Origin of the sequence: Hassallia byssoidea VB512170 (genome assembly GCF_000817785.2) — a bacterium.
In the GTDB taxonomy this organism is placed as follows: domain Bacteria; phylum Cyanobacteriota; class Cyanobacteriia; order Cyanobacteriales; family Nostocaceae; genus Hassallia; species Hassallia carrinoi.
Genome location: NZ_JTCM02000033.1, coordinates 21536 through 45271 on the forward strand (window position 1 = coordinate 21536; position 23736 = coordinate 45271).

A 23736-nucleotide genomic window follows, 5' to 3' on the forward strand; every position below is an offset into this window, starting at 1 on the left:
ACTATTGCTGCTCTAATTGATACTTATCTGATTTGGCTATTTGCAGCCTTGCTTTGATATCGCGCAACTCTTGAAATAAACGCAACCGAGCTTCGTCACTCGGATCGGCTGCTAAAAACAGGATTTTTATTGGCAAAGAAACTGGAACTTTGGCTGGTTCCTCAAGTACAGAGTCAAATCCCAAGCGATCGCCAAAATCTTGAGTTGATTCGGAATTTTCCTCTATTTGTCTAATTAGCGATTCCGGAATTGATAAGTTGAGTCCCGAAACTTCTAGCTTGTCTCCCGCTTTTGCAACTTGACTTAACTCAGTTACCGCTTTTGTCGTCTTGCCACGAACAAAACTTGCCATACCACGAGTATAAATCAACAGTGGCTCAAACCCAGCCAATGGTTCTGCAAAAGTCTCTACAACAGATGCCATGCGAACCCACTCTGCTTTTTCCTTCAATTTCAACTTGGCAAGAGTAGATGCAATTTCCCGTGCGGCTTCACCAGGTCTTGTATACGCTAAAGCTGTCCAAGTCTGAACTTGAGCAAAATCACGCATATCTGGATCGTGACTCTCAAGCTGTTGTTTTACATAGACAAGCAAAAAATCAGACAATTCATGAATTCGCTTTTCGCCAAAGCGGGGATTAACTTTCAATTCCCTCAGCAGTGCATTTCGCACCTCTGTTTCCATCTCATAGAGTTCATATCCCACTTCATCACAAAGGCTGGAAAGTAACAAATCTGCCACGGCAAGCCAGGGAATTTTCAGTGCTTCACCGTGAATATCGCGTTGAAAATTCGCCCACAAGCGATAAAGCAAATCGGGTGTCAGCGCTAAGGGAAAAGCAGCATGATAAGCGAAATGAAGATGCGCTTCACCAAAGCGTTGGTGAAAAGCTTCTATTCTACGAGTGACGACTTCTGGCTTCATCTGCTTCTCTAAACTAAAGTTTTCGATAAAGAACCCTCAAAGGGTTGCAATAAAATTCCGAGAATCTTATCAACCGCATTAATGTAATATTCGATCGCGTCGATGTACAATATATTTTGTTCTAAAGTCAAAAACTTCCAGCTAGTTCCAGTTGTAACTGCTCCATAAATTACTTTAATATCACTTCCTGTTTGATTAAATATTTGAGCAGCAACCATTGTGGCAGCGCATTGTCCAAGCCCTGCGATTATGTTTTCATTTTTCGCCTCAATCACTGTAACCACTGGAGCGCTGATAAAATATTGCTCATTAGATGCGCTGAGGATAAAGTCACAAAAACCTGATAGTCCTTGAGCGGGATCAACATTAAATTCTGTCCCAGAAAATAACCCAATCCGATAATTCAACTGTCGCCTAACCTCAGATAAAATCGGAGCAATGAGAAACTCAGAACGGGCTTTTTCGCTGTTAATAGCAGTTGCCAAAGTTAGATTTTCAGCCAGCACCCGTTGTAGTAAATCAGATGGCTGTACCCCCGCGACATTCCCAAACAAATTTCGAGTCTCGTCCAGAGTTAAGCCAAATGCATTTCTTGCTTTAACGAGAGTAAAATCACTGTATGCCATAAAAAGAGCGTAGAAGCTTTGCTTCTTGTCGCTAGACATCGCGTTCTATTTTAATTGTGTAGCATCGCTTGCCGTCCTCGCAAAACATCGATCGCACTATCCAACCCCTGACGACTCAATTCAAACATCGGCACTAAACGCGCAATTTCACCCGCTGTTGTCCCAAACCATCGCTCTGTCGCCATCGGATTGACCCATGCTATATAACGAACTCGTTGTTTTAGTTGGTATAAAAACTTTTCTGTCAACTCTAGCCTTTCTAAGCTATAACCACCCCGCGCTGCCCCCGCATCACTAAAAATCAACACAGTCGAGCATTCTGGACGCAACTGAGCCAGAAAATCTGATACGGGTTCAGCTTTTTGGCGGGCAGTGTCTCTGTAAATATACTTTGTTGGGCAGTTGTGAAAGTAATAAATACCAGCTTTTCCCAAACGTCCTCCCCGCACCGCAGTTTCCGCTAACCGCTGCGATAAAGCGTGAAAAGGCACCATTGAGCCTTTTTGGTCAATCAGTAACTGTAATTCTGTGCGATTTACTCGACTGGGAACCATTACAGGTTCTAGCAAAACTCCCTGTTGTCCAATCCGCTCAATTGTTGCTTCTACATCTAATGTGGGCAACCCTTCCCGCACGAAACGCCGTAAATGTCGCCAGCTTTGCTTCATCTGGCGTCGGGTTACGGGAAAATACTCATCATTTTGGGTGAAGCGATTCTCGGCAATTTCATCATAACTGCTAGTAGTAATTTGTACGGCTTCAGCTACTTGCATTTCATCTTCTACTTCGATTAATTCTGATGAAACGGGTACGGAAGCTGCTGTATTTTCGGCTTGTTCGAGTTTGGGTTGAGAACTGGGCTTAATAGTTTTTGTGTCCGAACTGTCGGGTTTTTCCGGTGAGGTGGGAGTAAAAGCGCTGTTGGTGGATACGCTGATTACTTGTTGAAAGTGATAGTTAAACAGGTGTTCTTCGTCCTTCGATTTCACCCACAAAGTACGGCAAAGTTCCGCTAATGCGTCTTGGTTAGTTGTGCCAAAGCCTTTTTGTAAAGCTTCTAGAATCAGGCGATACTCATCAATGCCCAGTGGTAAACCTGCCTCTCGCAGCCGCGTGAAGAGGTCAAGTAGGGGTAATTCTTCTTGGGTAGTGGTAGCTAATTGCACTTGGGCTGCTTCCATTTGTATCGGGTGACAATCGCATTGCATCGGGTGACAATCGCATTGCATCGGGTGACAATCGCATTGCATCGGGATGCAATCGCATTGCATCGGGTGACAATCGCATTGCATCGGGTGACAATCGCATTGCATCGAGTGACAATCGCATTGCATCGGGATGCAATCGCATTGCATCGGGTGACAATCGCATTGCATCGAGTGACAATCGCATTGCATCGAGTGACAATCGCATTGCACTCTTGAGTGCAAAATTTAATTTGCTACGAATTAATGAAATGCTGTACTAAGAATAACTTGCATTTTCTCGTTCCCAGCCTCAAGGCTGGGAACGAGAAATAACACGGTACACACATTAATATAATATTCATTGCGATCGCTCTTCACTATAACGTCGGTAATCATCCCAACTTTTCAGCAACACCCCAGGATACAAAAGTTCTGTTTTCAACTTGCTGAGAATTTCGTCGTCGGAATTGTGCTTGAGTAGCATGTCGATCCAGTCCATCAACTCGCTGGTACTCACCTTTTTGCCTGCGTCTCCTTTGTCTTGTTGCATCTGGTTGCGAAGATTGATGAAGCGATCAATAATTGCATCCAGTAATGCTAAACGCGGATCGGGGAAAGAAAAGCGAGCTTTAATTATCTTTATCAAATCCTCTCGCTGCGGAAATTTGACGTAGTGGAACAAACACCGACGCAAAAAAGCATCGGGCAAGTCTTTCTCGTCGTTACTTGTAATAAAAACTATCGGTGTCACTTTCGCTTGAACTTTCTTGATGGGGCTAGTTTGTTTAACCTCTATTACCTCAAACCGTTTCTCATCAAGCTCTAACAGCAAATCATTGGGAAAGTCGATATCAGCTTTATCAATTTCATCAATCAGTACAACTGTGCGGCGCTCGTTGCGAAAAGCACGTCCTAGCGGTCCCCATTCAACGTAAGCATCAGCATTTTTCGCTTGTTCTGCGGCGTCTTTATCTATCCCAGAAGCAGCAAGTTGTGCATCTCGCAACCTGCCAACTGCATCATAAGTATACAGCCCATCCCGCGCTCGACTGGTAGATTTGACGTACCAAGCTTCATAAGGTAAACCCAACTCGTAAGCGACAGCACGCGCTAACTTTGTTTTGCCAGAACCGGGTTCACCTTTTAATAATAAAGGACGTTCGAGAGCGATCGCTAAATTCACTGCCTCTACCAATTTCTCACCGGGCAAATATGGATACAAAAGTTGCCCCGTCAGCTTATCTTGCTCTTTTGGTTTCGGCTGTTTATCCTTGTCACCAGTGTATTTCAGTCGCTCGTCTACAGCTTTAACCACCTATCCTCTCCTTGTTCCCAACTATAACCACACAAACCAAAAATTTCGGCAAACACCCGTTCCGGAACACCTTCACTGTTCTCTAGAATTACCTGAACTGTGCAGTCAATTTTTTTAGTCACTTTTGTGGGTAGTGCATCAATTGCATTTTCCATCCAGTTAACTAACACTTGGTCAGAAAGACGGTCAATAATCGGCAGTCTTATAGGAGTACAAGGTTCCCAAAATGTTTCAAATTCATCTGCAAACGCGATATTCCAGGTGTTAACACAACCATCCTGGTCAACTAAAAACATCAATAAAAAAAACTCGTTGCTTGAATAAATCGTCTGTTGAGTTGAGTTTACCAGGGGAAGCCAAAATTCGCGGATTAATTCCTCCAAATAGTCTTCCTCAATGCAATCCATATCGTGAAAAACCAGGATGACGTGCTGATTTTTCAACTGAGACATCACATTTCTAGCAATTTCAGACAATGAAAAGTCTTGTACTCCTATCTGACGCCCTAGTTCGCGCCATAATGCTTTAATGTCAGTTCTAAATGCTTTGCGGGAGAGGTGAAATTGAATTGGCGGAGTTACGCAACCATCAGGTATTGCCTGTAACAAACGTCTCAAAAGAAATATTTGCCCGTGTTCTGGCAAACCATGAACCAAAAAAGCCCCGATACGCTTTTCTTCAATAAATTCTCGGAATAAACGCACCTGCTTTACATAATTCAGGCGAAACAGTTCAATGTGTATTCGCTCACTTTCTAGATTATCAATTTGGTTGGCGAGGCGATCGCGTTGTGCTTCAAAACGCTCAATTTCCTTATTTAGCTGAAAAGCTACTAAAGTACCTGCCTCAATTGCCGAATCATTCCGCAAGCGTTTTATCTTCTCGCTCAGTAGATCGTACTGTTGTTGAAGTTCTTCGCGTTTGTGCTGTAAGTGTTGAACTGAGGACATCTCTAAGCTTCTCTTTCCATTCAGAAATTGCCATTATTGAAGTTGGTTTTCTAGCTTCTCAATCTTTTGAGTAAGTTGTTCTATTTCAGCTTCAGTTTGTTCAATGTCCTTTTCCAACTGAAACCGTACAGCAGTACCAGCTTGAATTGCTAAATCCATCTTTAGGCGCTTGAGTTTCTCGCTTAACAGATCGTATTCTTCTTGAAGGTCTTCTAGTTGTTGTAAAGTTCGCCGTCGTTGTCCGGGGGTTAAAGTCGCTACTTTCTCCTTAGATATCACCTGTTGGACAGGAATATTTTTTTTATAAATAACTGGTTTAAGATGTTCTGGAATACCTTGTAGTCGAATTTCTACACAACCAAACTCATAAGCATCTTCAATAGAACGATTTGCCGCTAAAGCCTTATAAAAACCAACTGCAAAAGCGATCGCTGCCTTATCTCCAATCGCATCATTCATCCCAATCACAAACGGGATATGTTGAGCGATCGCTTTAGCCTGAATCTCAGAATAGCAGGCATTCATTACCACACAATTTATGCTTTGTGCAAATAACTTAAACATTGCTGCTAAAGCATCAGGTTTAACAGACTGAACTTTGCCGACTTCATTCTCAAAGCACAATTCACCCGTACTTTTACCATGTCCGGAAAAATGCACAATCTGCGGTTCAACATCAAATATAGCGTCTGTGATATCCCCCACGCGCACTGACTCACGCTGTTCTAGTTGAAACCTTCCTGGTTTACCCAGCCTTGCTTTAATATCGCGCAACTCTTGCCCTAAGCGTAACCGAGATTCGTCACTAGGATCGGCTGTGAGAAATAGAATTTTTATTTTACTATCATTCATTAGATTAGCAACTTAATTAATACGTAACTCTCTCAAACTCTCTCAAACTCTCCCAAACTCTGTGTACTCTGCGTCCTCTGCGGTAGCCTCCGGCAACGCCAAGGGCGAACGTTTTTTTCATATCTACAACGAAAAAAAGCCTCTTTCCCGACTGGGGATGAGCGGTAAACCGCTCACTACGATAAAAAGTAGAGAATTAACCCTGTTAGTAGTAGACAAACAATTCCCGCAGCACCGGCTAGGGGTTTTTTATTTTTACCAGTCAACCACTCAGGGACTTTACCAGTGTAAGTAATTAACTCTGCTGTATCTAGGCAAGCGATCGCCCATACCCATCCCGCGTGCAATCCAATCGCTAAACCTAAATTATTGCGATCGCTAAATCGTGCCAATACTAGCACCATTCCCATTAACCACAGTCCGGGTAATTGCGGTATAGTTTCCCGTCGTTCCCAAACTAAATGTAGTAAAGCAAAAATCAAGCTAGAAATAACTGCTGCTACCCAAACTGAATAATCCCGCGTCAGTTGAGTAAACAAAAAACCGCGAAAAATCAACTCCTCTACACCACCAACAAACAAAGCTACCAAAAAAATAGGTAGCAAGATAGATTGCAATTGCTTTGTCTGGGACTCTTGCCAGCTGCACCACGAAAGCCAAAATTGCCCACCAAATACAACAGCTAAACTCAATACTCCCAAAACAAAACCCAGTCCCAAAGAACCGAGAAGGGAAATATTCACTCTTAAGCCATAATCTGAAAAAGATGTATTAGTGAGCCAATTTATACCCCAGAGAATAAAAGGTGCTAATAAATAAAGCGAAACTAATAAAGGTAATTTTTGTTCTGGCTGCAAAGGTTTGCCCAGTTGCAAATTCAGTGCTAGTGCCGATACTATTGCTACTGGGAACCAGCATACTATCCAGCCAATGAAAAAAGCCATCACTACCACTACCGCTGGTGCATTTTCAAGAAATGACACTAAGGTGTTGATTGATGGCTCAAATGATGCTATAGAAACAGACAAAAACAAATACGACATACTTCTTGCAAACATAGATTTCTTGTTTTTTAATCAAGCTTCTACCAAAATTGGCAATCTCTACAAGATGTCTAATCGTATTTTTTTGACTTGACACAATTGTTAAACAAAAGATGTTAATTTTTCTTACATAGAGAACAAGTTATCAAGCATTTAGCTTGAAATGCCTCCAGATCGAAAAATTTACTCTTCGTCTTCGTCTTCGTCTTCTTCATCTTCGTCTAATTCTAAATCTTCATCTGCCTCGGTCAATTTTTTATCACCTTCACCAACTTGAATCAGGTGAATATGCTTATATCCCAGTTTAATTTCAAACTCATCACCTGACTTTAAGCCCATTGCTTTGGTGTAGGTGGCTCCAATCACAATCTGACCATTTTGATGTACGCTAACACGATAGGTCGGTTCACGCCCACGTCCATCTTTTGGTGCTTCTGGACTGAGAGGAATTCCCCTAGCTGATAGCAAAGCATCGTAGAAATCGGTCAGGTTTACTCGTACCTGACCACCTTTAGTAGTTGTGTAATAGCCACATTGCTTGGCTCTTTCTCGTCGTGGTAAAGTAGAAAGTTCTTTTACCTTAGCAAGCAGTGCTTTTCCAGTTAATGGCGCGGTTGCGGTTTCAGTCATTACGCTCAAATTATCCTTAGTCTCTCCAAACTGATAAACGATATTGTCTCATGCCAGTATTTGGCTTTTTGACACCTGCCCAAACCTACTCAAGACCCTAGGATAAGAGGTGAATTCCTGCTTATAAAAGCCATAAGATCCGAGGGAAAAAGTAGTGTAGATTCTCCCTTTGAGTTTGCGGTGTAGATGTTCTTCACACTCAACTCTTGTTTTCACCATCAACAGACGAACAGCTTGCATCTGCCGTTGGGAGTTATTTCTTTATTGCCGTTCTATTTTGAAGGCACACAATAGATTAGAGGTTATGGTTGTCACAGGCATTAATTTCGGTGAGTGTACGGCATTGTTAAGCATTCTTTGCCATCGAGAGGTGAAATAATTTTCTCTTTTGACGCTAATATGGCGGTGTAATCTTAAGCCACCTTTACAAATTGTGTCGGTTCTACTACTAGAAACAAGTCGCAGACCAATCGAAAATGCAGGCTTTTCAGTTTCAGCGTTAGCCTTTGTTGCTCTTGAGTCGTAAGGTTTTCCTCTTCCTCATCTGAGCGTTTTTTAGAACAGCATAGTATTTGTATACGGTTCTTGTGCATACACCCTTTTATCCTGCCAGTAGAGACGATAAATTTCACCTCTCTACATTACAAAGAAACAAAACTATAATAATAGCCGCAGATCGGACGGCTATTTATACTGGTTTTGTTGCCTCGTAATTTTATATTAAATACTAGCATGGACTAATAATAGCAAAATTGTTGTTTATTTTTGAATTAAAGTTGCGAAGTTACTTTTATTTAAATCCCTCCCCTTGGTCAGCAAAAAACGGTGAGGATTTTCAGGAGCGCTTTATTACCGTCGGGTAAAAATGCTCTTGTTTTTGAGGAAGTTTGCATTTCGGATTTTCGCTATGAGCAAAACTCCGGTTAATGGTGCTTGATTACCAATCATTCGTTATTACCGCACAGCTTTTAGAAAAATTGATTTAATTTACAGGCGGAGTTTTGACAAGTGACGTAGAGGAGCGCCTGAGTCTTGATTTCGCACTCGGCTTCAGCGCAGTTGTCCTTCTTGTTTGCCGCAGTCTGGAAAAAAATTATGCTCAAATGGAGATGTTTATTACAAGCTTTAACAATTCTATATAACTAAAAAAATATCGTTTAGCCATCTTTAGAGGGATTTTTCGATGTAAGGATTGTCTTTGGTGGACATTAACATATATTTATATCTCAATCAGCGCTCTTTGAGGATAGAGGTTGAGGCGATCGCCCTCTTTGAATTCGGCATTTAGAGAACTAAGATTTTTCTGGTTATCCTTGAACTAGAATCAGTAGCTCTTTTATCATCAGTCAATTAACAGCTGGCTTTGAATTAAGGGCAATATGATTATGGGTCAATGAGTGCAAGGAATATGCATGTACTCATGATTTACTAGTCAGGCGAGATAATTTTAAGACTTTGGTTGGTGGAAATGGAAGTTCTTTTTAAGGTCATTCGGCAAACAGAAAATTCATCCCCAGTGGTACAAACTTACCGTTTAGAGGCAGAACCGGGCAATACAATCCTGGATTGTCTCAATCAAATTAAGTGGGAGCAAGATGGAACTTTAGCGTATCGCAAAAATTGTCGCAATACTATTTGTGGTAGCTGCGCTATGCGAATCAATGGACGTTCGGCTTTAGCATGTAAGGAAAATCTCAGAAGTGAAATTGCCCGGTTAGAAAATATCCCAGCGTCGGGAAGTAAGGCATCTTCTATTCCGGAAATGACGATCGCCCCGTTGGGTAATATGCCGGTGATTAAAGATTTAGTTGTGGATATGAGCAGTTTTTGGGATAACCTAGAGGCAGTTGCTCCTTATGTCAGCACGGCAGGGCGACAAGTTCCAGAAAAAGAATTTTTGCAAACACCACAAGAGCGATCGCTTCTCGATCAAACTGGCAATTGCATTATGTGTGGAGCTTGTTACTCTGAATGCAATGCCCGTGAAGTCAACTCAGATTTTGTCGGTCCCCATGCTCTTGCCAAAGCTTACCGCATGGTCGCAGACTCCCGCGACGACGACACTGAAAATCGATTAGAAAATTACAACGAAGATACTAAAGGTGTTTGGGGTTGCACTCGTTGTTTTTACTGCAATAGTGTTTGTCCGATGGATGTAGAGCCACTCGAACAAATTACTAAAATTAAACAAGAAATTCTCCAACACAAACAAGTAGCCGACAGCCGTTCAATTCGTCACCGCAAGGTATTAGTAGATTTGGTGAAAGAAGGTGGCTGGATTGATGAACGTAAATTTGGCTTACATGTAGTCGGTAATTACTTTAAAGACTTAACAGGATTGCTGAGTATTGTACCCTTGGGGATGCGAATGATCGCTAAAGGTAAATTCCCACTATCATTTGAATCTTCAGAAGGAACTCAACAAGTGCGATCGCTTATCGAAGCTGTTCAACAAGAAGAAGGGAGTAGGGAGTAGGGAGTGGGGAGTGGGGGGACAAGGGAGATGGGGGAGACAAGGGGGACAAGGGAGATGGGGGAGATGGGGAAGACAAGGGAGACAAGGGAGATGGGGAAGACAAGGGAGAAATTTTTCCTTATCCCCCTTGTCCCCCTTGTCCCCCTTGTCCCCCTCCCCCACTCCCCACTCCCCACTCCCCACTCCCCACTCCCATTCTTAAGGTATATTCAAACGCTGTCCAGAACGGTCATAGACAAAAATATCCCACTGTCCATTGAGAGTAGACTCAAAGGAGATTCTACTTGCATCAGCGCTGATTGTCGGGTTGCGGACTTCCGCTTGAAGATTAGCAGTTAAATTGCGCGATTGCCGCGTTTCCCGGTCATAAAGAAATATAGCCGATCGCCCTTGACGAGAAGCTGCAAAGACAATAAAACGACCATTATCGTCAACACTAGGATGAGAAGCGATCGCATCCAAAGAATTTAAACCAGGCAAATCAATTAAATTGCCAGTCACTATATCAAACATATACACATCCTGGCTGCCCCGGCGATCGCTAGTAAAAACAATATACCTACCCGAAATTTGCGGATTTAATTCCGAAGCTGAACTGTTAAAACTTCTACCCCCCGGATCAAAAGGGTAATTTAACAGGCGAGGATAGCCAACACAGCCACTCAACAAGCCTGCTAATGCCAACACAGGTATAAAAATAGAGCGTTTCATATATTAGTCAAGAGTTAGGAATTAGGAGTTAGGAGTTAGGAGTTAGGAATTAGGAGTTAGGAGTTAAGAGTTAGGAGTTAAGAGTTAGGAGTTATTCCCCATCTCCCCCTGCTCCCCCTGCTCCCCCTGCTCCCCCTGCTCCCCCTGCTCCCCCTGCTCCCCCTGCTCCCCCTCTCCCCCTCTCCCCTCAAGGTGCAGGTACAGTTGCACCATTAGGAATATCTAACTCAATATTTGGTCCCCGGTCTAGTACTTCAATATCCCACTGACCGCGACTGGCAGTTTCAAATACAACATAACGTCCGTCTGGGCTGAGATGAGGATTTCTCAGCCAGCCGCGATAGATTGGGGTGAGGATTTGTGATTGTTGCGTAGCGCGATCGTAAAGTGCCACAACTGGTCTACCTTGGTCGCTAGTAATGTAAGCAATATAACGCCCTGTGTAGCTCAGACTTGGACTTTCAGCAATTGTATCTGCTCGATTTAAGCGCGGTGTGGGAATAAACTGTTGCTGTTGCAAGTCATACACCAATAGCTGGTGAACACCATTGCGATTTGAGACAAACGCTAAAAAGCGACCATTTCCACTCAAAGTCGGTTGCTCTTCAGTGTAGCGACTGTTGAGGGAATTGGAAGCAAAAGGGATAACGCCGGAATCACAGGATACAAGTAAGCTTGTTAAGCTATAGATAAAACTCCAATAAAACGGTCTTTGGAGCCAATTTTTAGGTGTAAATTTTGTCACCTCAAATGTTTTTCATCGCAATTTTTGCGACATTCACCTAAGCTTTATTAAATATCATCAAATTTAGTCGAATTATCGGATTCATCTGGCTGTTCCAGAGGTTTGTAATCTACGTATTCAGTTGGTGTTGCATCATCTTCGCGTTCTCTACGCACAGGTGAGTCATTAGGCGTTCGCCTTCTTCTTGCTCTGGGAGTTACATCTTCAGTGCTTTCCGGGCGGGAATTACTATTACCACCACGACGCGCAGGTTTTCTCACCTCGCCAGAATTGTCCCAATCATCCACTTGTTGCCGAGAAGAAGAACCCCATTCATCCTCAGTTCTTTCTGGGGTACGATTCACAGTCCGCCGCGAACTAGGACGACGCGGTTTGTCTGTGGTTTCTGGTCTTTCGCGAGTATTACGGCGTTCTGAACGACGTGGTGCTTCATCACTGTAATAATCATCGTTTCTAGAGCGATCGTCCCTACTACCCCGAATCCGAGCGCGTGGGCGTTCCGGCTCATAATCATCATAAGGCAGTGGTTCTAGCTCTGCATCCACCTCAGCCTTATAGCGCCGATTATAAGAATAGTTATCGCTGACATCTCGACCATCATCGACAATTTTCGTATTCCGCTTGGCTTGCTCAGTCGCAATACCCCGCAAGCGAATACTTTCAACTGCAAAAAACACAGTTGTACCAACCAAAAGTAGCTGACCAAATTGCAAAATCGGGTCTAGACGCCATCCTTGGAAGATAAGAATAAAACCGCACAGCAAGCCCACCGCTGCAAAAAAGATATCTTGGTCTCTTGACAGTTCTGGACGCACAGAGCGGAGAAAATACAGAGCTGCCCCAGCCACAGCCAGGAAAATTCCTAGGAAAGTGGCTGGAGTTGCTCCCACATTTACCTGAGCCAGGAAACTGGCTGAGTTCAGCCCAAAATTTATCATTGGTATTTTCCTAATATCACATCTATGTTAGCGATTAAAATCACTACTCTAATCAGAGACAAAATATTAATATAGAGACGCGATTGGGTCACGTCTCTACATTCAGAATATGTATCTGCTAGCTAAGTATACCTTTGACTAGCATTTAAGGAATCAATGTTCCGATTGCAACCAGGTATTTCGCTAACAAATAATTGCTTGTGAGAGCCAAACCGACTCCTGCAAGTGTTCTTAACGCTGGATTTTATCTTTTTGGCTAATAAAAATCAGACCAACAGTCGCCGGAACAACGACAATTACTGTACCCAAGACAAGACTCCAAAGGAAATTTGCTAAAGAAGGCGTCATAGATTTCAACATGAATTTACACTCTTCATCATAATTCTAATGTTGTATCAGTTCCTTGAAAAGCCTCCAAGCGTTAACTCCTAAACTTAGTGACGAAGTTAACAAATAATTAAATCAACTGCGCTTTGCATGTTCGGTTATCTAACCACGCAGACGAGTCAAGGCTTGTGGTTATGGCGCTTTGCATTTAGATAAAATATCATAAACACGACTAACAGCACGCAATCAACTGAGTATCCATTAGGGCTTTATCATTACAAACTCAGAGTGTTTTAGTATAAATACCTCTCAGTGATTGACATCAAATTATAAACAGTGCTTTACAAAGCTTAAATTTTTTCTTTCTGCACGGAGAGTAGTTCAAACCGATGATTGGTGTTAACCTTATTGATTTGATTCTCAGTCTACTATTGGGACTGATGATATTGTTGTTTATTTTCCGGATAATTCTTACCTGGTATCCCCAAGTAGATTTAAATCGTTTGCCCTTTAATCTGGTTGCTTGGCCCACCGAACCGTTCTTAGTGCCATTGCGTCATATTGTACAACCCATCGGCGGAGTAGACATTACCCCGATCATCTGGGTAGGAATTCTCAGTTTGTTGCGAGAAATTCTTCTAGGTCAGCAAGGGTTGCTGACCATGATGTTTCGTGTATAGTCGAAAATTGGGAATAGGTAATTGGTAATTGGTAATTGGGAATAGGTAATTGGTAATTGGGAATAGGTAATTGGAAACGTGGTAACGCTTTTTTTCCCATTCTCCATTACCCATTACCCATTCTCCATTACCCATTCTCCATTACCCATTACCCATTCCCTAACTATTATTCATCTCCTGGATAAAATTGGTATAAACGTTACCTGACAAAAACTGGGGAGTTTCCATAATTTTTTGATGAAAACCGATAGTTGTAGGTAATCCGGTAATTGCACATTCGCGTAATGCGCGTTTCATGCGGTTAATAGCTGTTTGGCGGTCTGGTCCCCAAACAATTAATTTGCCGATGAGCGAATCGTAGTAGGGAGGAATTTGGTAATCGGTGTAAACGTGGGAATCAATGCGAACACCGGGACCTCCAGGGGGGAGATAGCCGCTGATACGTCCGGGGGCTGGGCGAAAGTCATGGTCGGGGTCTTCGGCGTTGATGCGACATTCGATCGCATGACCTCGCAGAACTACTTGCTCTTGATTAATCTTAAGTCTTTCTCCTTGAGCAATGCGAATTTGTTCGCAAACCAAGTCCATGCCGGTAATCATCTCCGTAACCGGATGTTCAACTTGAATCCGGGTGTTCATTTCCATAAAGTAGAATTTACCGGATTTATCCAAGAGAAACTCGATTGTACCTGCTCCAGTGAAATTAATAAACTGGGCAGCTTTGACGGCAGCTTGTCCCATTTTATCTCGCAAATCTGGGTCTAAAGCAGGGCTGGGAGCTTCTTCTAGTAGCTTTTGATTGCGACGCTGAATTGAGCAATCCCGTTCGCCTAGGTGGATGACATTACCGTAATTATCCGCCAAAATTTGAAATTCAATGTGGCGCGGACGTTCGATAAATTTTTCTATATAAACGCCAGAATTACCAAAAGCGGCTCCGGCTTCACCTTGTGCTGCTTTGAAAAGCTTGACAAATTCGCTTTCCTCTTGTACCAAACGCATACCGCGTCCACCACCACCTGCCGTGGCTTTGATCATTACTGGATAGCCGATATCTTTGGCGATCGCTAATCCTTCTTCCTCAGACTCTACCAATCCATCACTTCCCGGTACAGTCGGAACCCCGGCTTTTTGCATGGTTTCTTTTGCCGTTGATTTATCCCCCATTAAGCGAATCGCTTCCGCAGATGGACCAATAAATGCAATATGATGATCTGCACAAATTTCTGCAAACCTGGCATTTTCTGACAAAAAGCCATAACCCGGATGAATCGCAGTAGCATTGCGCGTCAGTGCCGCAGCAATAATATTGGGAATATTCAAATAACTTTTACCGCTGGCAGGTTCGCCAATGCAAACCGCTTCATCGGCAAGTTGGACGTGGAGAGCATTACGATCAACTGTAGAGTGAACTGCAACAGTAGCAATCCCCATTTCCTCACAGGCACGGAGAATGCGAAGTGCAATTTCTCCTCGATTGGCAATTAATATTTTATCAAACTTCATCTTCTAGCTTCGATATCAGTACCAGTAGATTGACATTCTCTCCTATTCAATTTGAAACAACGCTTTCGTGTTATTGCAAATTATGACAAGAGATTCCCAAGCCTCATTCATAGTCAGCGTTGCTTTGAACGATGAGGCTGACTACCTCTACGGGTCTTAACTAGACTAGCAACACGAATGTTATTAATCTATGTCAGTTTGCCGAGTCAAGGCAGTAAAAGCGCTTTTTGTGCGGTTTTGCTTCCCGGTGGAAGCTTCTTGGCAGCACTTCTCTATCGCACCCCATTTAATATCTCTTGTGCAACTGCTAAATTTCTGTCAGTCTGATATCCGCATTCGGAAAATTTTTGAATCCGTACACTTAAATAAATTAAATTTTTGGGAAATTAGCTCTTACTTTACTATATTTGTTTTTTTATGCTATATTCTATCTTCAGACAACTTATGCGGATGTGGCGGAATTGGTATACGCGCACGCTTGAGGTGCGTGTGGGCAATGCCCTTGCGAGTTCGAGTCTCACCATCCGCATTTTTTCATATGAAGTTAGGAGTTAGGAGTTAGGAGTTAGGAGTTAGGAGTTAGGAGTTAGTTGTTAGTTGATGGGTATTGGGCATTTATCCCCCTTGTCCACGCCAGACGCCTCAACAAAGGATGCCTCCGCACAGCGCTGGCTCCCCTTGTCCTCCTTGTCCACGCCAGACGCCTCAAGGTCGGATGCCTCCGCACAGCGCTGGCTCCCCTTGTCCCCCACTCCCCCCACCTCCCCACCAGGGCGGTGGTTTTTTTATGCTTTTGTGTTTTTTATGCTTTTATATAGATAGGTGAAGTTTTGTAAAAACGTTGACTGCTACTTTTAAATCGACAAATAACTTAACAATACCCGCAGGATGGCATCGCCTCTCCCCCATTTGGCAAGGTGACGCACAAGCCATTCAAAAAGGTCTACCTCACACTCAGCTAGCACCAACTTGGCAAATGCTACTTTTGGGTGATGGTTCCCCCACACGGCACTTAGAATTGCTTACAGGTGAGCCAACGGAAGTGGATGTAATTGACATGTCATTAGTTGGCATGGACTTGGATAATGCTCCTGACTTAATTGAAGCTGTCCCAGGACCTAGACTGCGGCGACAAGTTTGGCTGCGTACCGCTTCTGGTCAAAGATTGGCGTATGCTACCTCATGGTGGGAAGCTTCTCATGTAGATGAGTATTTGCAAAACCGTTCATTACCTATTTGGGCTAGTTTGGCTCGTCTCCGCACTGAGTTATATCGCGATGTGCAAGGAGTTTATTACGGTTACTCAGATGCGCTACAGTCAGGTTTTGGTGTCAATGGACCTTTTTGGGGTCGCCACTATTTGTTTTGGCATCACGGACAGCCTCTGACTTTAATTTATGAAGTTTTTTCGCCTTACTTAACAAAATATTTGGGACCGATGCAGGTGACTGCTAATGGTAAGGTTTAGCGCTACGCAGGTGGGGAATTAATAATTAAAAATTATTTTTGCGTCGGCAATTTTTTATTTTCTGGCTAATATTGGCAATATATGATATAATATATGCCTTTAATTAGTGATAAGAAAAGATTTTTGTAGTAAGGACTTCAGTCCTTATCTTAGAAGATGAGGACTGAAGTCCTCACTACGAACTCATCAAAGGTATTTAGGGATTATTTCTGGGAAAATTATTCTACAAGTAATGAATATTTAATTTTTGATGATTTAAAAATAATTACAGCTTCATCAAAAAAATCAGGCTGGTTTGGGACATGCGATCGCTCATACTAAGATATATGAGCAAAAGTCAGTTCAGATTCGCAAAAAGAGAGGAAATCGCTTTTGGTAAATGTAAAGAACTCAAGTCAGAGTGAGTTTTCACAGCTTTTGAACAAAAAGCTTTTCAGACAAGGGTTATAGAAACAGCGCATTATCTACGATTGCTATCTGTGAGACAAAAAATTGAGGTGAAGAGCGATCGAAGAGTGATAAATTTAACGCTAAAAGTCACACTGACTTACAGGTGATTCAACCAGTTGATAACACTGTTTATTTCTTTACATGGTAAAATTTTGTCAGTGATGGTGTAAACGTCAATTAAGAATTTGACTACCTAATAAATTTTTGGGGCACGTATAATATATTATATGCTCTTAAACAATAACGTAGTAAGTGACATACATTAAACTTATGCAAATAAACAACTCAGACAAAAATGACGATTATAAATACTATAGCAATACTCATCTTGAGTATGTAAACAATAATATTAACACTGAATCAAATTATTTTTCTTGTGTCTGGGATGAAATTTTAAAAGATATTAATATTCATAATTTATTAGATATGGGGTGTGGTACAGGTATATTTTCTTGCAATTTAAAGTCGAGAATATCAGGAAAATTAATTGGTGTTGATGGCAGCAATTATGGTTTGGAAAAAGCAAAAGAAAAAGGGTTTGATGAACTATACAGAGTTGAAGACTTTTGTAGCCAGTCATTGCCTTTAGCAAATGAGAGTGTTGATTTTGTGCTGTGTAAAGATGTTTTTGAACATCTTTTAGATCCCCTTCATTTATTATTAGAAATTCAGCGGCTTTTAACGCCTGGAGGGTATCTGTTAACACATGTACCTAATCACTTTCCTATTAATGGTCGTTTGAAATTTATATTTACTAATAAAATAGACACTTTTAACTATTTTCCTGGCTCAAATGCTTGGAATTTTCCTCATATAAGATTTTATAATTATGAAAGTCTTTTAGATTTTTTGGCACAGGCTAACTTTAAATTGGTTGAAAATTATAGTGGATTTTTTCCGAAGCTTCCTATATTAGATAAATTATTGCGGTATGTTATACCAAAATATTTAACAAGAAAGCTGGTAAATAGTAATCCTTCGCAGTTTGCTGAAGGCTTAACGGTACTTGTTAAGAAAGAGTAGGCTTGTCTGCATTACTGAGATTTGTTTGCAATAACTTTCAATAATTCGCAACAAGTAGCCAAGCTAGAAAACGTCGAATTTAGCAGATGTGGCAGCTGGCTTTTCGCTTTTATGTGGAAAACTCAGAGTGGTTCGCGAATAATATCCGCAAACAAAATTACTACTCATCTTTATATTTAGAAGTCTCTTCGACTAAATCTTTTAAACAGTTGATAGTTTCAATTGAAAGGTCTAGCGCTTCGATCTGGCATTCAAGTTAGCTTTACTACCAGCGTTGCCTAAATGCTTATATCGAGAATTGCCATTAGCCTTAGTGGTAAATATTCGTTCGGTAGTTTGTATTTTATAATACCAATAAATAGACCTGTGAGTAAAAGTTATCGCACTTATCAGATAAGTTCCAATACAACCAACAAAAGTTATGTCAAAATAGGGCGTGAGGCAGCTAAACACTAGCAGCTTTGTCAAGTTAGGTATATCTTCACAGTGCTTGACGTGACAAATTTATCGCCCGGACACTTTCTAATGGTTCTCACCGTCCACTTTCCGAGAATCTACCTGTTGTCGGGGTGAAAGCTGCTTTCACGCTTTGTGCGGGGATCGTCGGGGTAAAAAGCGCATACTGTAAAAAAGGGTAACTCGCTACAAAAGCACCACTAATGAAACAGTAGTAATTTGAGAAAACAATGCTTTATGTCGATTACCAAAGTATTAATAACTCTCAGTAAAGAGAAACCAATCTAATTAACTGTCCTGAAGAAGAGTAAACCTTTGAGTTTACTGTACCAATCAAGCAAATAATGAGTTCGCAATTATGAGGTGTTAGGTTTCAATGGCACTACCTGTTGTATCTGTCTTATCAACGCAGAAAAAAAAGAAACCGTCTTTAGTGCTGACGCTTTCATCTGCCGGGTTGTTGATTGGTGTGGGGAGTGCAGCATTCTGGCTTTTAACTCAGGGAAAATTATTTTCCAGAGATTTGCCAGTGGGTGCAAATATTATCCCTCAAGATGCCTTATTTGCGGTTTCTTTAACCACCGATGCCAGTCAATGGCAAAAATTGCGCTCTTTTGGCACAAAAGAAACCCAAGGAGAACTAGATAAGTATTTAGTGGAGTTGCGCGATCGCTTTCTCACTAATAACGGCTACGATTTCCAAAAAGATATCAGTCCTTGGGTAGGCAATGAAGTCACAATTGCCATTCTTGCCCCAGACATGAAAAAAAATGCACCTACTGATGGAATTGCTACCAAAGAGCAATCGATGGTGATGGTTTTGCCAATAAAAAACCCACAAAGTGCTAAAACCATCTTGGCACAACCGAAAATGCTCAAAGGTGGCAAATTAATCGATCGCACCTATCAAGGAATTGCCATCAAACAAACCGAAGGGCAAAGTAAAGAAAACTTTTCCGCTGCCGTACTAGATCAACGTTTCTTAGTCATCACTGATAATTCTAAAGCCACAGAAAGAGCGATTGATGCTTATAAAAATAAAACAACACTCGCTACAACAGGCGGTTTTGCAGATAATTTCCCGAAAATCGCTAACTACCAACCTTTCGCCCAGTTTTATGTAAATGTACCAATAGCTGCTAAAATAGCAGCCGCCTCTCCAAACCGTCCTTTACCCGCTCAAGTTTTGGCTCAACTTCAGAACAACCAAGGTTTAGCGGGGACAATTAGCTTAGAGTCAGAAGGAATACGCTTAAAAGGCGTTTCTTGGCTAAATCCGAATAGTCAACGTACCCTAGCGGTAGAAAACAACGCTGGGAATATGCAAAATCGCTTGCCAGCAGAAACTTTAATGATGCTTTCTGGGGGTAATCTTAAACGGTTGTGGGCAGATTACGTTTTAACATCTCACTCTAATCCAGTTTCGCCCATACCACCAGAAGCACTTAGAAGTGGAGTGAAATCACTCACCAATAATGAACTTGATTTAGATCGGGATTTATTAAGTTGGATGGGTGGTGAGTTTTCGGTTTCAGTGATGCCATCGATTGCGAAAGAAGGTTATAAAGAAGATTTTCGTGCGGCATTTGTATTTATGGTACAAGCAAGCGATCGCGCTTTGGCTGAAGCATCAATAAAACGTCTAGATGACATCATAAAAAATCAATATCAATTCCAAATTCAACAAAACACAATCGCAGGTAAACCTGCTGTCAACTGGATTGCACCTTATGGAACCTTAACTGCTACCCACGGTTGGTTAGATAATGATGTCGCTTACTTAGTTATGGGTGCCCCTGTTACCAATAAAATTGTTCCTAAACCCAACAATACATTAGCTAGTACTTTCCCATTCCAAAAAACAGTTCCCTCAGATCCTAATCCGACAAACGGTCAGTTTTTCTTAGATGTGGAACGCACGGTGAAAAATTTTCCTTTACCGACGTTGTTCCCCAATCAAGAAACTGTCCTAGAAGCAACGCGCTCAATTGGCATAACATCTGCCGTCAGTGACAGTCGTAGTAACCGCTACGACATTTTTCTCGAATTAAAAAAAGGTGATAAGCCGACACCTCTTCCGACTCCGACAATTACACCCACTCCGTAAGGGAAGAGTTCTTGAGAGGGTTTCACAAAAGCTAGACAAAAATGGACAGGCTTGTTTTAAAGATCCTCAACACGATAGCGAGTCACTCGGATGTTCGCGCTTCGCGTCTGGTGAAGGAGAAGCCTGTCCATTTTTGTCCGGGTTCAGTCCAAGGGGGGGAGGGGGGGATGGGGAGACAAGGAGAGGGGGAGACAAGGAGATGGGGAGAAAAAATTGTCCCCTTGTCTCCTTGTCCCCTTGTCCCCTTGTCCCCTTATCCCCCTTGTCTCCTTCTCTCCTTGTCTCTATATTCTTCAGAAACAGATAGGATCAATAAAGTCAAAATCCATTTTTTATTTGAATCCACTGGGGAGAACACTGTATGAATCTGGTTGTACTCCAGAACTGGCTGGACAATGCCTCCTTTGCCGTTTTATTTCTCACAATGCTGGTTTATTGGGCTGGGGCAGCTTTTGGGAATCTGTCCGCAATTGCCGCTTTGGGGACAGCTGGTATGGCGATCGCTAATTTGTGTATAGCCACGCTACTAGGAGCGCGATGGATCGAAGCTGGTTATTTTCCTTTGAGCAATCTTTATGAATCGTTATTTTTCTTAACTTGGGGAATTACTACCGTCCATTTAATTGCGGAAAACACTAGCCGCAGCCGCTTGGTAGGGGTTTTTACAGCACCTGTGGCGATGTGTATCAGTGCTTTTGCTACGCTGACACTGCCTTCAACAATGCAATCAGCCGAACCTCTAGTGCCTGCACTGAAGTCTAATTGGCTGATGATGCACGTTAGTGTGATGATGTTAAGTTATGCGGCTTTGATGGTAGGTTCGCTGTTAGCGATCGCCTTTCTTTTCGTTACTGGCGGTCAAAATATTCAACTACAAGGTAGTTCTGTCGGTACTGGTGGTTATCGCAGCAACGGCTACCGCTTGCATAAAGCTGGTGAACTAGTTTCTGAGCTACCAACACCATCTGCGGAAAATAATGGCTTTGCTCGTAATGAGCGTAATACCAACGGCAACAGCAAAACAGCAGTTTTGGATACAGTATTAGCAACACCAATCCAAAATTCTGAAGAAACCCTTACACCCCAGCGCCTCAGCCTTGCCGAAACCTTAGATAATGTCAGTTATCGCATTATTGGGTTAGGATTTCCCCTGCTAACAATTGGCATTATTGCAGGTGGAGTTTGGGCAAATGAAGCTTGGGGTACTTATTGGAGTTGGGACCCGAAAGAAACTTGGGCGCTAATTACTTGGTTAGTGTTTGCGGCATATCTTCACTCTAGAATTACTCGTGGTTGGCAAGGGCGTCGTCCGGCAATTTTAGCTGCTACTGGCTTTGTTGTTGTTTGGATTTGTTATTTGGGTGTGAATCTTTTGGGTAAGGGTTTGCATTCTTACGGTTGGTTTTTTTAGGAATGTTATTGTTTTTCCCCTCTTATGTAAGAGGGGAAATTTTTAACGAACCGCAGAGAACGCGGAGAACGCGGAGGAAGAGAAGAGAGAGGGAATTTGGGAGTTGTTTTTGAGATTAAGCGTTATCTCTTGGGAATTATAGATTTAGTTCCAGGAGATTGTTATGGGAAATGGATTTGAGGGGCTGAGTCCGGATGATGTTGTGTCTATGACTTATGGGGAAATTCTAATTCCTCACCATACGTTCAAAGTGGGTGAATTCAAAGCAAAAATGAAGGGAGTCTTGCCAGGAAATAATGAACTTAAAGATAAGTGGTTGACTGAAGGACAATCTTGTGAAATCTTAAAACCTGGTGCTAAAGGTTGGCAAAAGGGAAAAGTCCGCATCACTTTAGAATTCTGCCCCGATGAACCTGAATCACCACTTGATGACCTTCGTCAGCAACTCAAACAAATTCAACATCAATAAACCCCGAAGCGAAAATTTCATAACGCCCTGCGCTCCCGCGCACGCTTCTCTACGAGAGGCTCCGCCAACGCGAACAGACTGGAAGTCGCTGGCTCACGAACAGAGCTTACCTGCGTGTGCCAAATGCGTTTTTATGTATAGCAGTTTTTATCAAAGTCCTTTAATTGGCGTTCTTCTTTGCGCCTCTGCGCCTCTGCGTGAGACATAATATCTATATACGAAATCTACAATCTAAAAATTACTTTGATTTAGTCCGCGTAGGCGGACTTCGTTTTTGTAACCGCGATTTTAATCGTCGGGTATTAATCAACAATGAGCCGCTCTTTTTGGACTCCTCTCCATGCAAAAATACATCGCACGATTGGATCGCGTCATCTATTTGAACGCAACCAACGCTTATTAGTTGCGGTTTCCGGTGGGCAAGATTCTCTGTGTTTAATCAAATTACTGTTAGATTTACAACCAAAATGGGGATGGGATTTAGGTATCGCTCACTGCGATCATCGCTGGCGTAGTGACTCTCAAGCTAATGCCAATCATGTAAAAAATTTAGCCGAAAGTTGGAAAATATCCTTTTACTTAGAAACTGCTATCGAAGCTTTAAATAGTGAAGCTGCGGCTCGCAACTGGCGGTATCAAGCCTTAAGTGCGATCGCACTTGAACATAATTACAACTATATCGTTACAGGTCACACAGCAAGCGATCGCGCTGAAACTCTTCTTTACAACTTAATCCGTGGTACTGGTGCTGATGGTTTGCAAGCTTTAACTTGGCAACGCTTATTAACCGATAACATTATCTTAGTGCGTCCACTTTTAGAAATCACTCGCGCCCAAACGAAAGATTTTTGTACAGACTTTCAACTACCAATTTGGGAAGATTCTACCAACGAAGATTTGAAGTACACCCGTAACCGCATCCGCCTAGAATTGTTACCATATTTGCAAGAAAATTTCAACCCCCAAGTTCAATCAGCTTTAGCTCAAACTGCCGAACTTCTGCAAGCCGAAGTGGAATATTTAGAACAAGCAGCCGATCGCTTGCGCGAAGAGGCAATGGGGGAGGGAGATGGGGAGACAAGGAGACAAGGAGACAAGGAGACAAAAAGACAAGAGGAGATACTTCCCTCCCCCTTTGCACTCCCCCTAAAACTCAATCGTCGCATTTTGCAGAAAGCACCATTGGCGTTGCAACGTCGCGTCATGCGTTACTGTTTACAACAAATACTTCCATGTGCCCCTAGTTTTGAGCAAATCGAAAAACTAACAGCTTTAATTACAGCACCAAACCGATCGCAAACCGATCCATTTCCAGGGGGTGCGATCGCCAAAGTAGAAAACGATTGGATCTATTTTAAATAGTTAGTTGTTAGTTGTTAGTTGTTAGTTGTTAGTTGTTGGTTGTTAGTTGTTAGTTGTTGGTTGTTAGTTGTTAGTTGTT

24 protein-coding genes and 1 tRNA gene are annotated in these 23736 nt (G+C 42.2%); 11 read left to right on the forward strand and 14 right to left on the reverse strand.

Translation table 11 applies throughout. The annotated features are described in order from the left end of the window. Window position 1: 1 nt before the first annotated feature. Genes PI95_RS35975 through PI95_RS16070 form a run of 3 tightly spaced genes read right to left on the reverse strand, consistent with a single transcriptional unit; the run spans window position 2 to window position 2732 of the window. A complete protein-coding gene (locus PI95_RS35975; protein ID WP_052325238.1) occupies window positions 2–925 on the reverse strand; it encodes a hypothetical protein in 924 nt (307 codons plus the stop codon). A gap of 8 nt (window positions 926–933) precedes the next feature. Then, a complete protein-coding gene (locus PI95_RS16065) occupies window positions 934–1551 on the reverse strand; it encodes a hypothetical protein (RefSeq protein ID WP_039748893.1) in 618 nt (205 codons plus the stop codon). Window positions 1552–1601: 50 nt separating this feature from the next. Then, window positions 1602–2732 (reverse strand): hypothetical protein, encoded by a 1131-nt coding sequence (locus PI95_RS16070; RefSeq protein ID WP_052325237.1) that lies wholly within the window; start codon window positions 2730–2732, stop codon window positions 1602–1604. A gap of 62 nt (window positions 2733–2794) precedes the next feature. Between PI95_RS16070 and PI95_RS37505 the strand changes: the two genes are divergently transcribed. After that, entirely contained in the window at window positions 2795–3019 is a 225-nt protein-coding gene (locus PI95_RS37505; protein ID WP_373695710.1) for a hypothetical protein, read from the forward strand. 77 nt (window positions 3020–3096) lie between these two features. Here PI95_RS37505 and PI95_RS16080 read toward each other — a convergent pair whose 3' ends face one another. From PI95_RS16080 to PI95_RS16100, 5 genes are all read right to left on the reverse strand, one after another. Continuing rightward, window positions 3097–4053 (reverse strand): AAA family ATPase, encoded by a 957-nt coding sequence (locus PI95_RS16080; RefSeq protein ID WP_039747912.1) that lies wholly within the window; start codon window positions 4051–4053, stop codon window positions 3097–3099. Then, window positions 4038–5003 (reverse strand): hypothetical protein, encoded by a 966-nt coding sequence (locus PI95_RS16085; protein ID WP_039748890.1) that lies wholly within the window; start codon window positions 5001–5003, stop codon window positions 4038–4040. The genes PI95_RS16080 and PI95_RS16085 overlap by 16 nt, the downstream gene beginning before the upstream one ends. Window positions 5004–5036: 33 nt before the next feature. Then, entirely contained in the window at window positions 5037–5855 is an 819-nt protein-coding gene (locus PI95_RS16090) for a CHAT domain-containing protein (RefSeq protein WP_039747909.1), read from the reverse strand. A 176-nt stretch (window positions 5856–6031) separates the two neighbouring features. After that, window positions 6032–6898, reverse strand: coding sequence for a CPBP family intramembrane glutamic endopeptidase (locus tag PI95_RS16095; protein ID WP_039747908.1), 867 nt, complete (start codon window positions 6896–6898; stop codon window positions 6032–6034). 183 nt (window positions 6899–7081) lie between these two features. Next, window positions 7082–7528, reverse strand: a complete 447-nt coding sequence (locus tag PI95_RS16100) for an AbrB family transcriptional regulator (protein ID WP_039747906.1) — start codon at window positions 7526–7528, stop codon at window positions 7082–7084. Between the two features lie 1468 nt (window positions 7529–8996). Here PI95_RS16100 and PI95_RS16105 point away from each other — a divergent pair. Next, entirely contained in the window at window positions 8997–10004 is a 1008-nt protein-coding gene (locus PI95_RS16105) for a succinate dehydrogenase/fumarate reductase iron-sulfur subunit (RefSeq protein ID WP_039747905.1), read from the forward strand. A 10-nt stretch (window positions 10005–10014) separates the two neighbouring features. After that, window positions 10015–10206 (forward strand): hypothetical protein, encoded by a 192-nt coding sequence (locus PI95_RS16110; protein WP_163518937.1) that lies wholly within the window; start codon window positions 10015–10017, stop codon window positions 10204–10206. Here PI95_RS16110 and PI95_RS16115 read toward each other — a convergent pair. The 4 genes from PI95_RS16115 to psbX form a co-directional block, all read right to left on the reverse strand. Then, window positions 10203–10715: a TolB family protein gene (locus PI95_RS16115; protein WP_039747903.1), complete on the reverse strand. Its 513-nt coding sequence runs from the start codon at window positions 10713–10715 to the stop codon at window positions 10203–10205. The two genes, PI95_RS16110 and PI95_RS16115, sit on opposite strands and share 4 nt — an antisense overlap. A gap of 187 nt (window positions 10716–10902) precedes the next feature. Beyond that, window positions 10903–11460 carry a TolB family protein gene (locus PI95_RS16120; RefSeq protein WP_039747901.1) on the reverse strand — a complete coding sequence of 186 codons (558 nt, stop codon included), beginning with the start codon at window positions 11458–11460 and terminating at the stop codon, window positions 10903–10905. A gap of 47 nt (window positions 11461–11507) precedes the next feature. Beyond that, window positions 11508–12398 carry a Ycf66 family protein gene (locus PI95_RS16125; protein WP_039747899.1) on the reverse strand — a complete coding sequence of 297 codons (891 nt, stop codon included), beginning with the start codon at window positions 12396–12398 and terminating at the stop codon, window positions 11508–11510. Window positions 12399–12629: 231 nt separating this feature from the next. After that, entirely contained in the window at window positions 12630–12746 is a 117-nt protein-coding gene (gene psbX / locus PI95_RS16130) for a photosystem II reaction center X protein (protein ID WP_039747898.1), read from the reverse strand. Between the two features lie 368 nt (window positions 12747–13114). On the opposite strand from psbX, the gene PI95_RS16135 reads away from it, so the two are divergent. After that, the gene (locus PI95_RS16135) at window positions 13115–13405 is read left to right on the forward strand and encodes a YggT family protein (protein WP_039747897.1); all 291 of its coding nucleotides are present in this window, start codon (window positions 13115–13117) and stop codon (window positions 13403–13405) included. Between the two features lie 159 nt (window positions 13406–13564). Here the strand turns inward: PI95_RS16135 and accC are convergent, their stop codons facing one another. Further along, the gene (accC, locus tag PI95_RS16140; RefSeq protein ID WP_039747896.1) at window positions 13565–14911 is read right to left on the reverse strand and encodes an acetyl-CoA carboxylase biotin carboxylase subunit; all 1347 of its coding nucleotides are present in this window, start codon (window positions 14909–14911) and stop codon (window positions 13565–13567) included. Window positions 14912–15357: 446 nt separating this feature from the next. On the opposite strand from accC, the gene PI95_RS16145 reads away from it, so the two are divergent. Then, window positions 15358–15440 (forward strand) — tRNA-Leu (locus PI95_RS16145). Window positions 15441–15497: 57 nt separating this feature from the next. Here the strand turns inward: PI95_RS16145 and PI95_RS16150 are convergent. Then, window positions 15498–15680, reverse strand: coding sequence for a hypothetical protein (locus tag PI95_RS16150; protein WP_163518938.1), 183 nt, complete (start codon window positions 15678–15680; stop codon window positions 15498–15500). A gap of 72 nt (window positions 15681–15752) precedes the next feature. Here PI95_RS16150 and PI95_RS16155 point away from each other — a divergent pair, with 72 nt between their 5' ends. The 6 genes from PI95_RS16155 (at window position 15753) to tilS (ending at window position 23657) form a co-directional block, all read left to right on the forward strand. After that, on the forward strand, window positions 15753–16379 hold the full coding sequence (locus tag PI95_RS16155; protein WP_039747895.1) for a chorismate lyase: 627 nt from the start codon (window positions 15753–15755) through the stop codon (window positions 16377–16379). A 720-nt stretch (window positions 16380–17099) separates the two neighbouring features. Beyond that, entirely contained in the window at window positions 17100–17852 is a 753-nt protein-coding gene (locus PI95_RS16160; RefSeq protein ID WP_039747894.1) for a class I SAM-dependent methyltransferase, read from the forward strand. Between the two features lie 832 nt (window positions 17853–18684). Then, window positions 18685–20415 carry a DUF3352 domain-containing protein gene (locus PI95_RS16165; protein WP_039747893.1) on the forward strand — a complete coding sequence of 577 codons (1731 nt, stop codon included), beginning with the start codon at window positions 18685–18687 and terminating at the stop codon, window positions 20413–20415. Between the two features lie 361 nt (window positions 20416–20776). Continuing rightward, the gene (gene ccsB, locus PI95_RS16170) at window positions 20777–21826 is read left to right on the forward strand and encodes a c-type cytochrome biogenesis protein CcsB (RefSeq protein WP_039747890.1); all 1050 of its coding nucleotides are present in this window, start codon (window positions 20777–20779) and stop codon (window positions 21824–21826) included. Window positions 21827–21989: 163 nt separating this feature from the next. Further along, window positions 21990–22295 carry a KGK domain-containing protein gene (locus PI95_RS16175; RefSeq protein ID WP_039747888.1) on the forward strand — a complete coding sequence of 102 codons (306 nt, stop codon included), beginning with the start codon at window positions 21990–21992 and terminating at the stop codon, window positions 22293–22295. 312 nt (window positions 22296–22607) lie between these two features. Further along, window positions 22608–23657, forward strand: coding sequence for a tRNA lysidine(34) synthetase TilS (gene tilS / locus PI95_RS16180; RefSeq protein WP_039747886.1), 1050 nt, complete (start codon window positions 22608–22610; stop codon window positions 23655–23657). Window positions 23658–23736: the final 79 nt, after the last annotated feature.

Excerpts from the sequence above, each read along its gene's own strand:
- PI95_RS16070 (WP_052325237.1), bottom strand. The coding sequence starts at position 2,732 with ATGGAAGCAGCCCAAGTGCAATTAGCTACCACTACCCAAGAAGAATTA.
- PI95_RS16160 (WP_039747894.1), top strand. The coding sequence starts at position 17,100 with ATGCAAATAAACAACTCAGACAAAAATGACGATTATAAATACTATAGC.
- PI95_RS16100 (WP_039747906.1), bottom strand. The coding sequence starts at position 7,528 with ATGACTGAAACCGCAACCGCGCCATTAACTGGAAAAGCACTGCTTGCT.
- PI95_RS16095 (WP_039747908.1), bottom strand. The coding sequence starts at position 6,898 with ATGTCGTATTTGTTTTTGTCTGTTTCTATAGCATCATTTGAGCCATCA.
- PI95_RS16090 (WP_039747909.1), bottom strand. The coding sequence starts at position 5,855 with ATGAATGATAGTAAAATAAAAATTCTATTTCTCACAGCCGATCCTAGT.
- PI95_RS35975 (WP_052325238.1), bottom strand. The coding sequence starts at position 925 with ATGAAGCCAGAAGTCGTCACTCGTAGAATAGAAGCTTTTCACCAACGC.
- psbX (WP_039747898.1), bottom strand. The coding sequence starts at position 12,746 with ATGACGCCTTCTTTAGCAAATTTCCTTTGGAGTCTTGTCTTGGGTACA.
- PI95_RS16085 (WP_039748890.1), bottom strand. The coding sequence starts at position 5,003 with ATGTCCTCAGTTCAACACTTACAGCACAAACGCGAAGAACTTCAACAA.
- PI95_RS16125 (WP_039747899.1), bottom strand. The coding sequence starts at position 12,398 with ATGATAAATTTTGGGCTGAACTCAGCCAGTTTCCTGGCTCAGGTAAAT.
- PI95_RS16165 (WP_039747893.1), top strand. The coding sequence starts at position 18,685 with ATGGCACTACCTGTTGTATCTGTCTTATCAACGCAGAAAAAAAAGAAA.
- PI95_RS16065 (WP_039748893.1), bottom strand. The coding sequence starts at position 1,551 with ATGGCATACAGTGATTTTACTCTCGTTAAAGCAAGAAATGCATTTGGC.
- PI95_RS16105 (WP_039747905.1), top strand. The coding sequence starts at position 8,997 with ATGGAAGTTCTTTTTAAGGTCATTCGGCAAACAGAAAATTCATCCCCA.
- accC (WP_039747896.1), bottom strand. The coding sequence starts at position 14,911 with ATGAAGTTTGATAAAATATTAATTGCCAATCGAGGAGAAATTGCACTT.
- PI95_RS16135 (WP_039747897.1), top strand. The coding sequence starts at position 13,115 with ATGATTGGTGTTAACCTTATTGATTTGATTCTCAGTCTACTATTGGGA.
- PI95_RS16115 (WP_039747903.1), bottom strand. The coding sequence starts at position 10,715 with ATGAAACGCTCTATTTTTATACCTGTGTTGGCATTAGCAGGCTTGTTG.
- ccsB (WP_039747890.1), top strand. The coding sequence starts at position 20,777 with ATGAATCTGGTTGTACTCCAGAACTGGCTGGACAATGCCTCCTTTGCC.
- PI95_RS16175 (WP_039747888.1), top strand. The coding sequence starts at position 21,990 with ATGGGAAATGGATTTGAGGGGCTGAGTCCGGATGATGTTGTGTCTATG.
- tilS (WP_039747886.1), top strand. The coding sequence starts at position 22,608 with ATGAGCCGCTCTTTTTGGACTCCTCTCCATGCAAAAATACATCGCACG.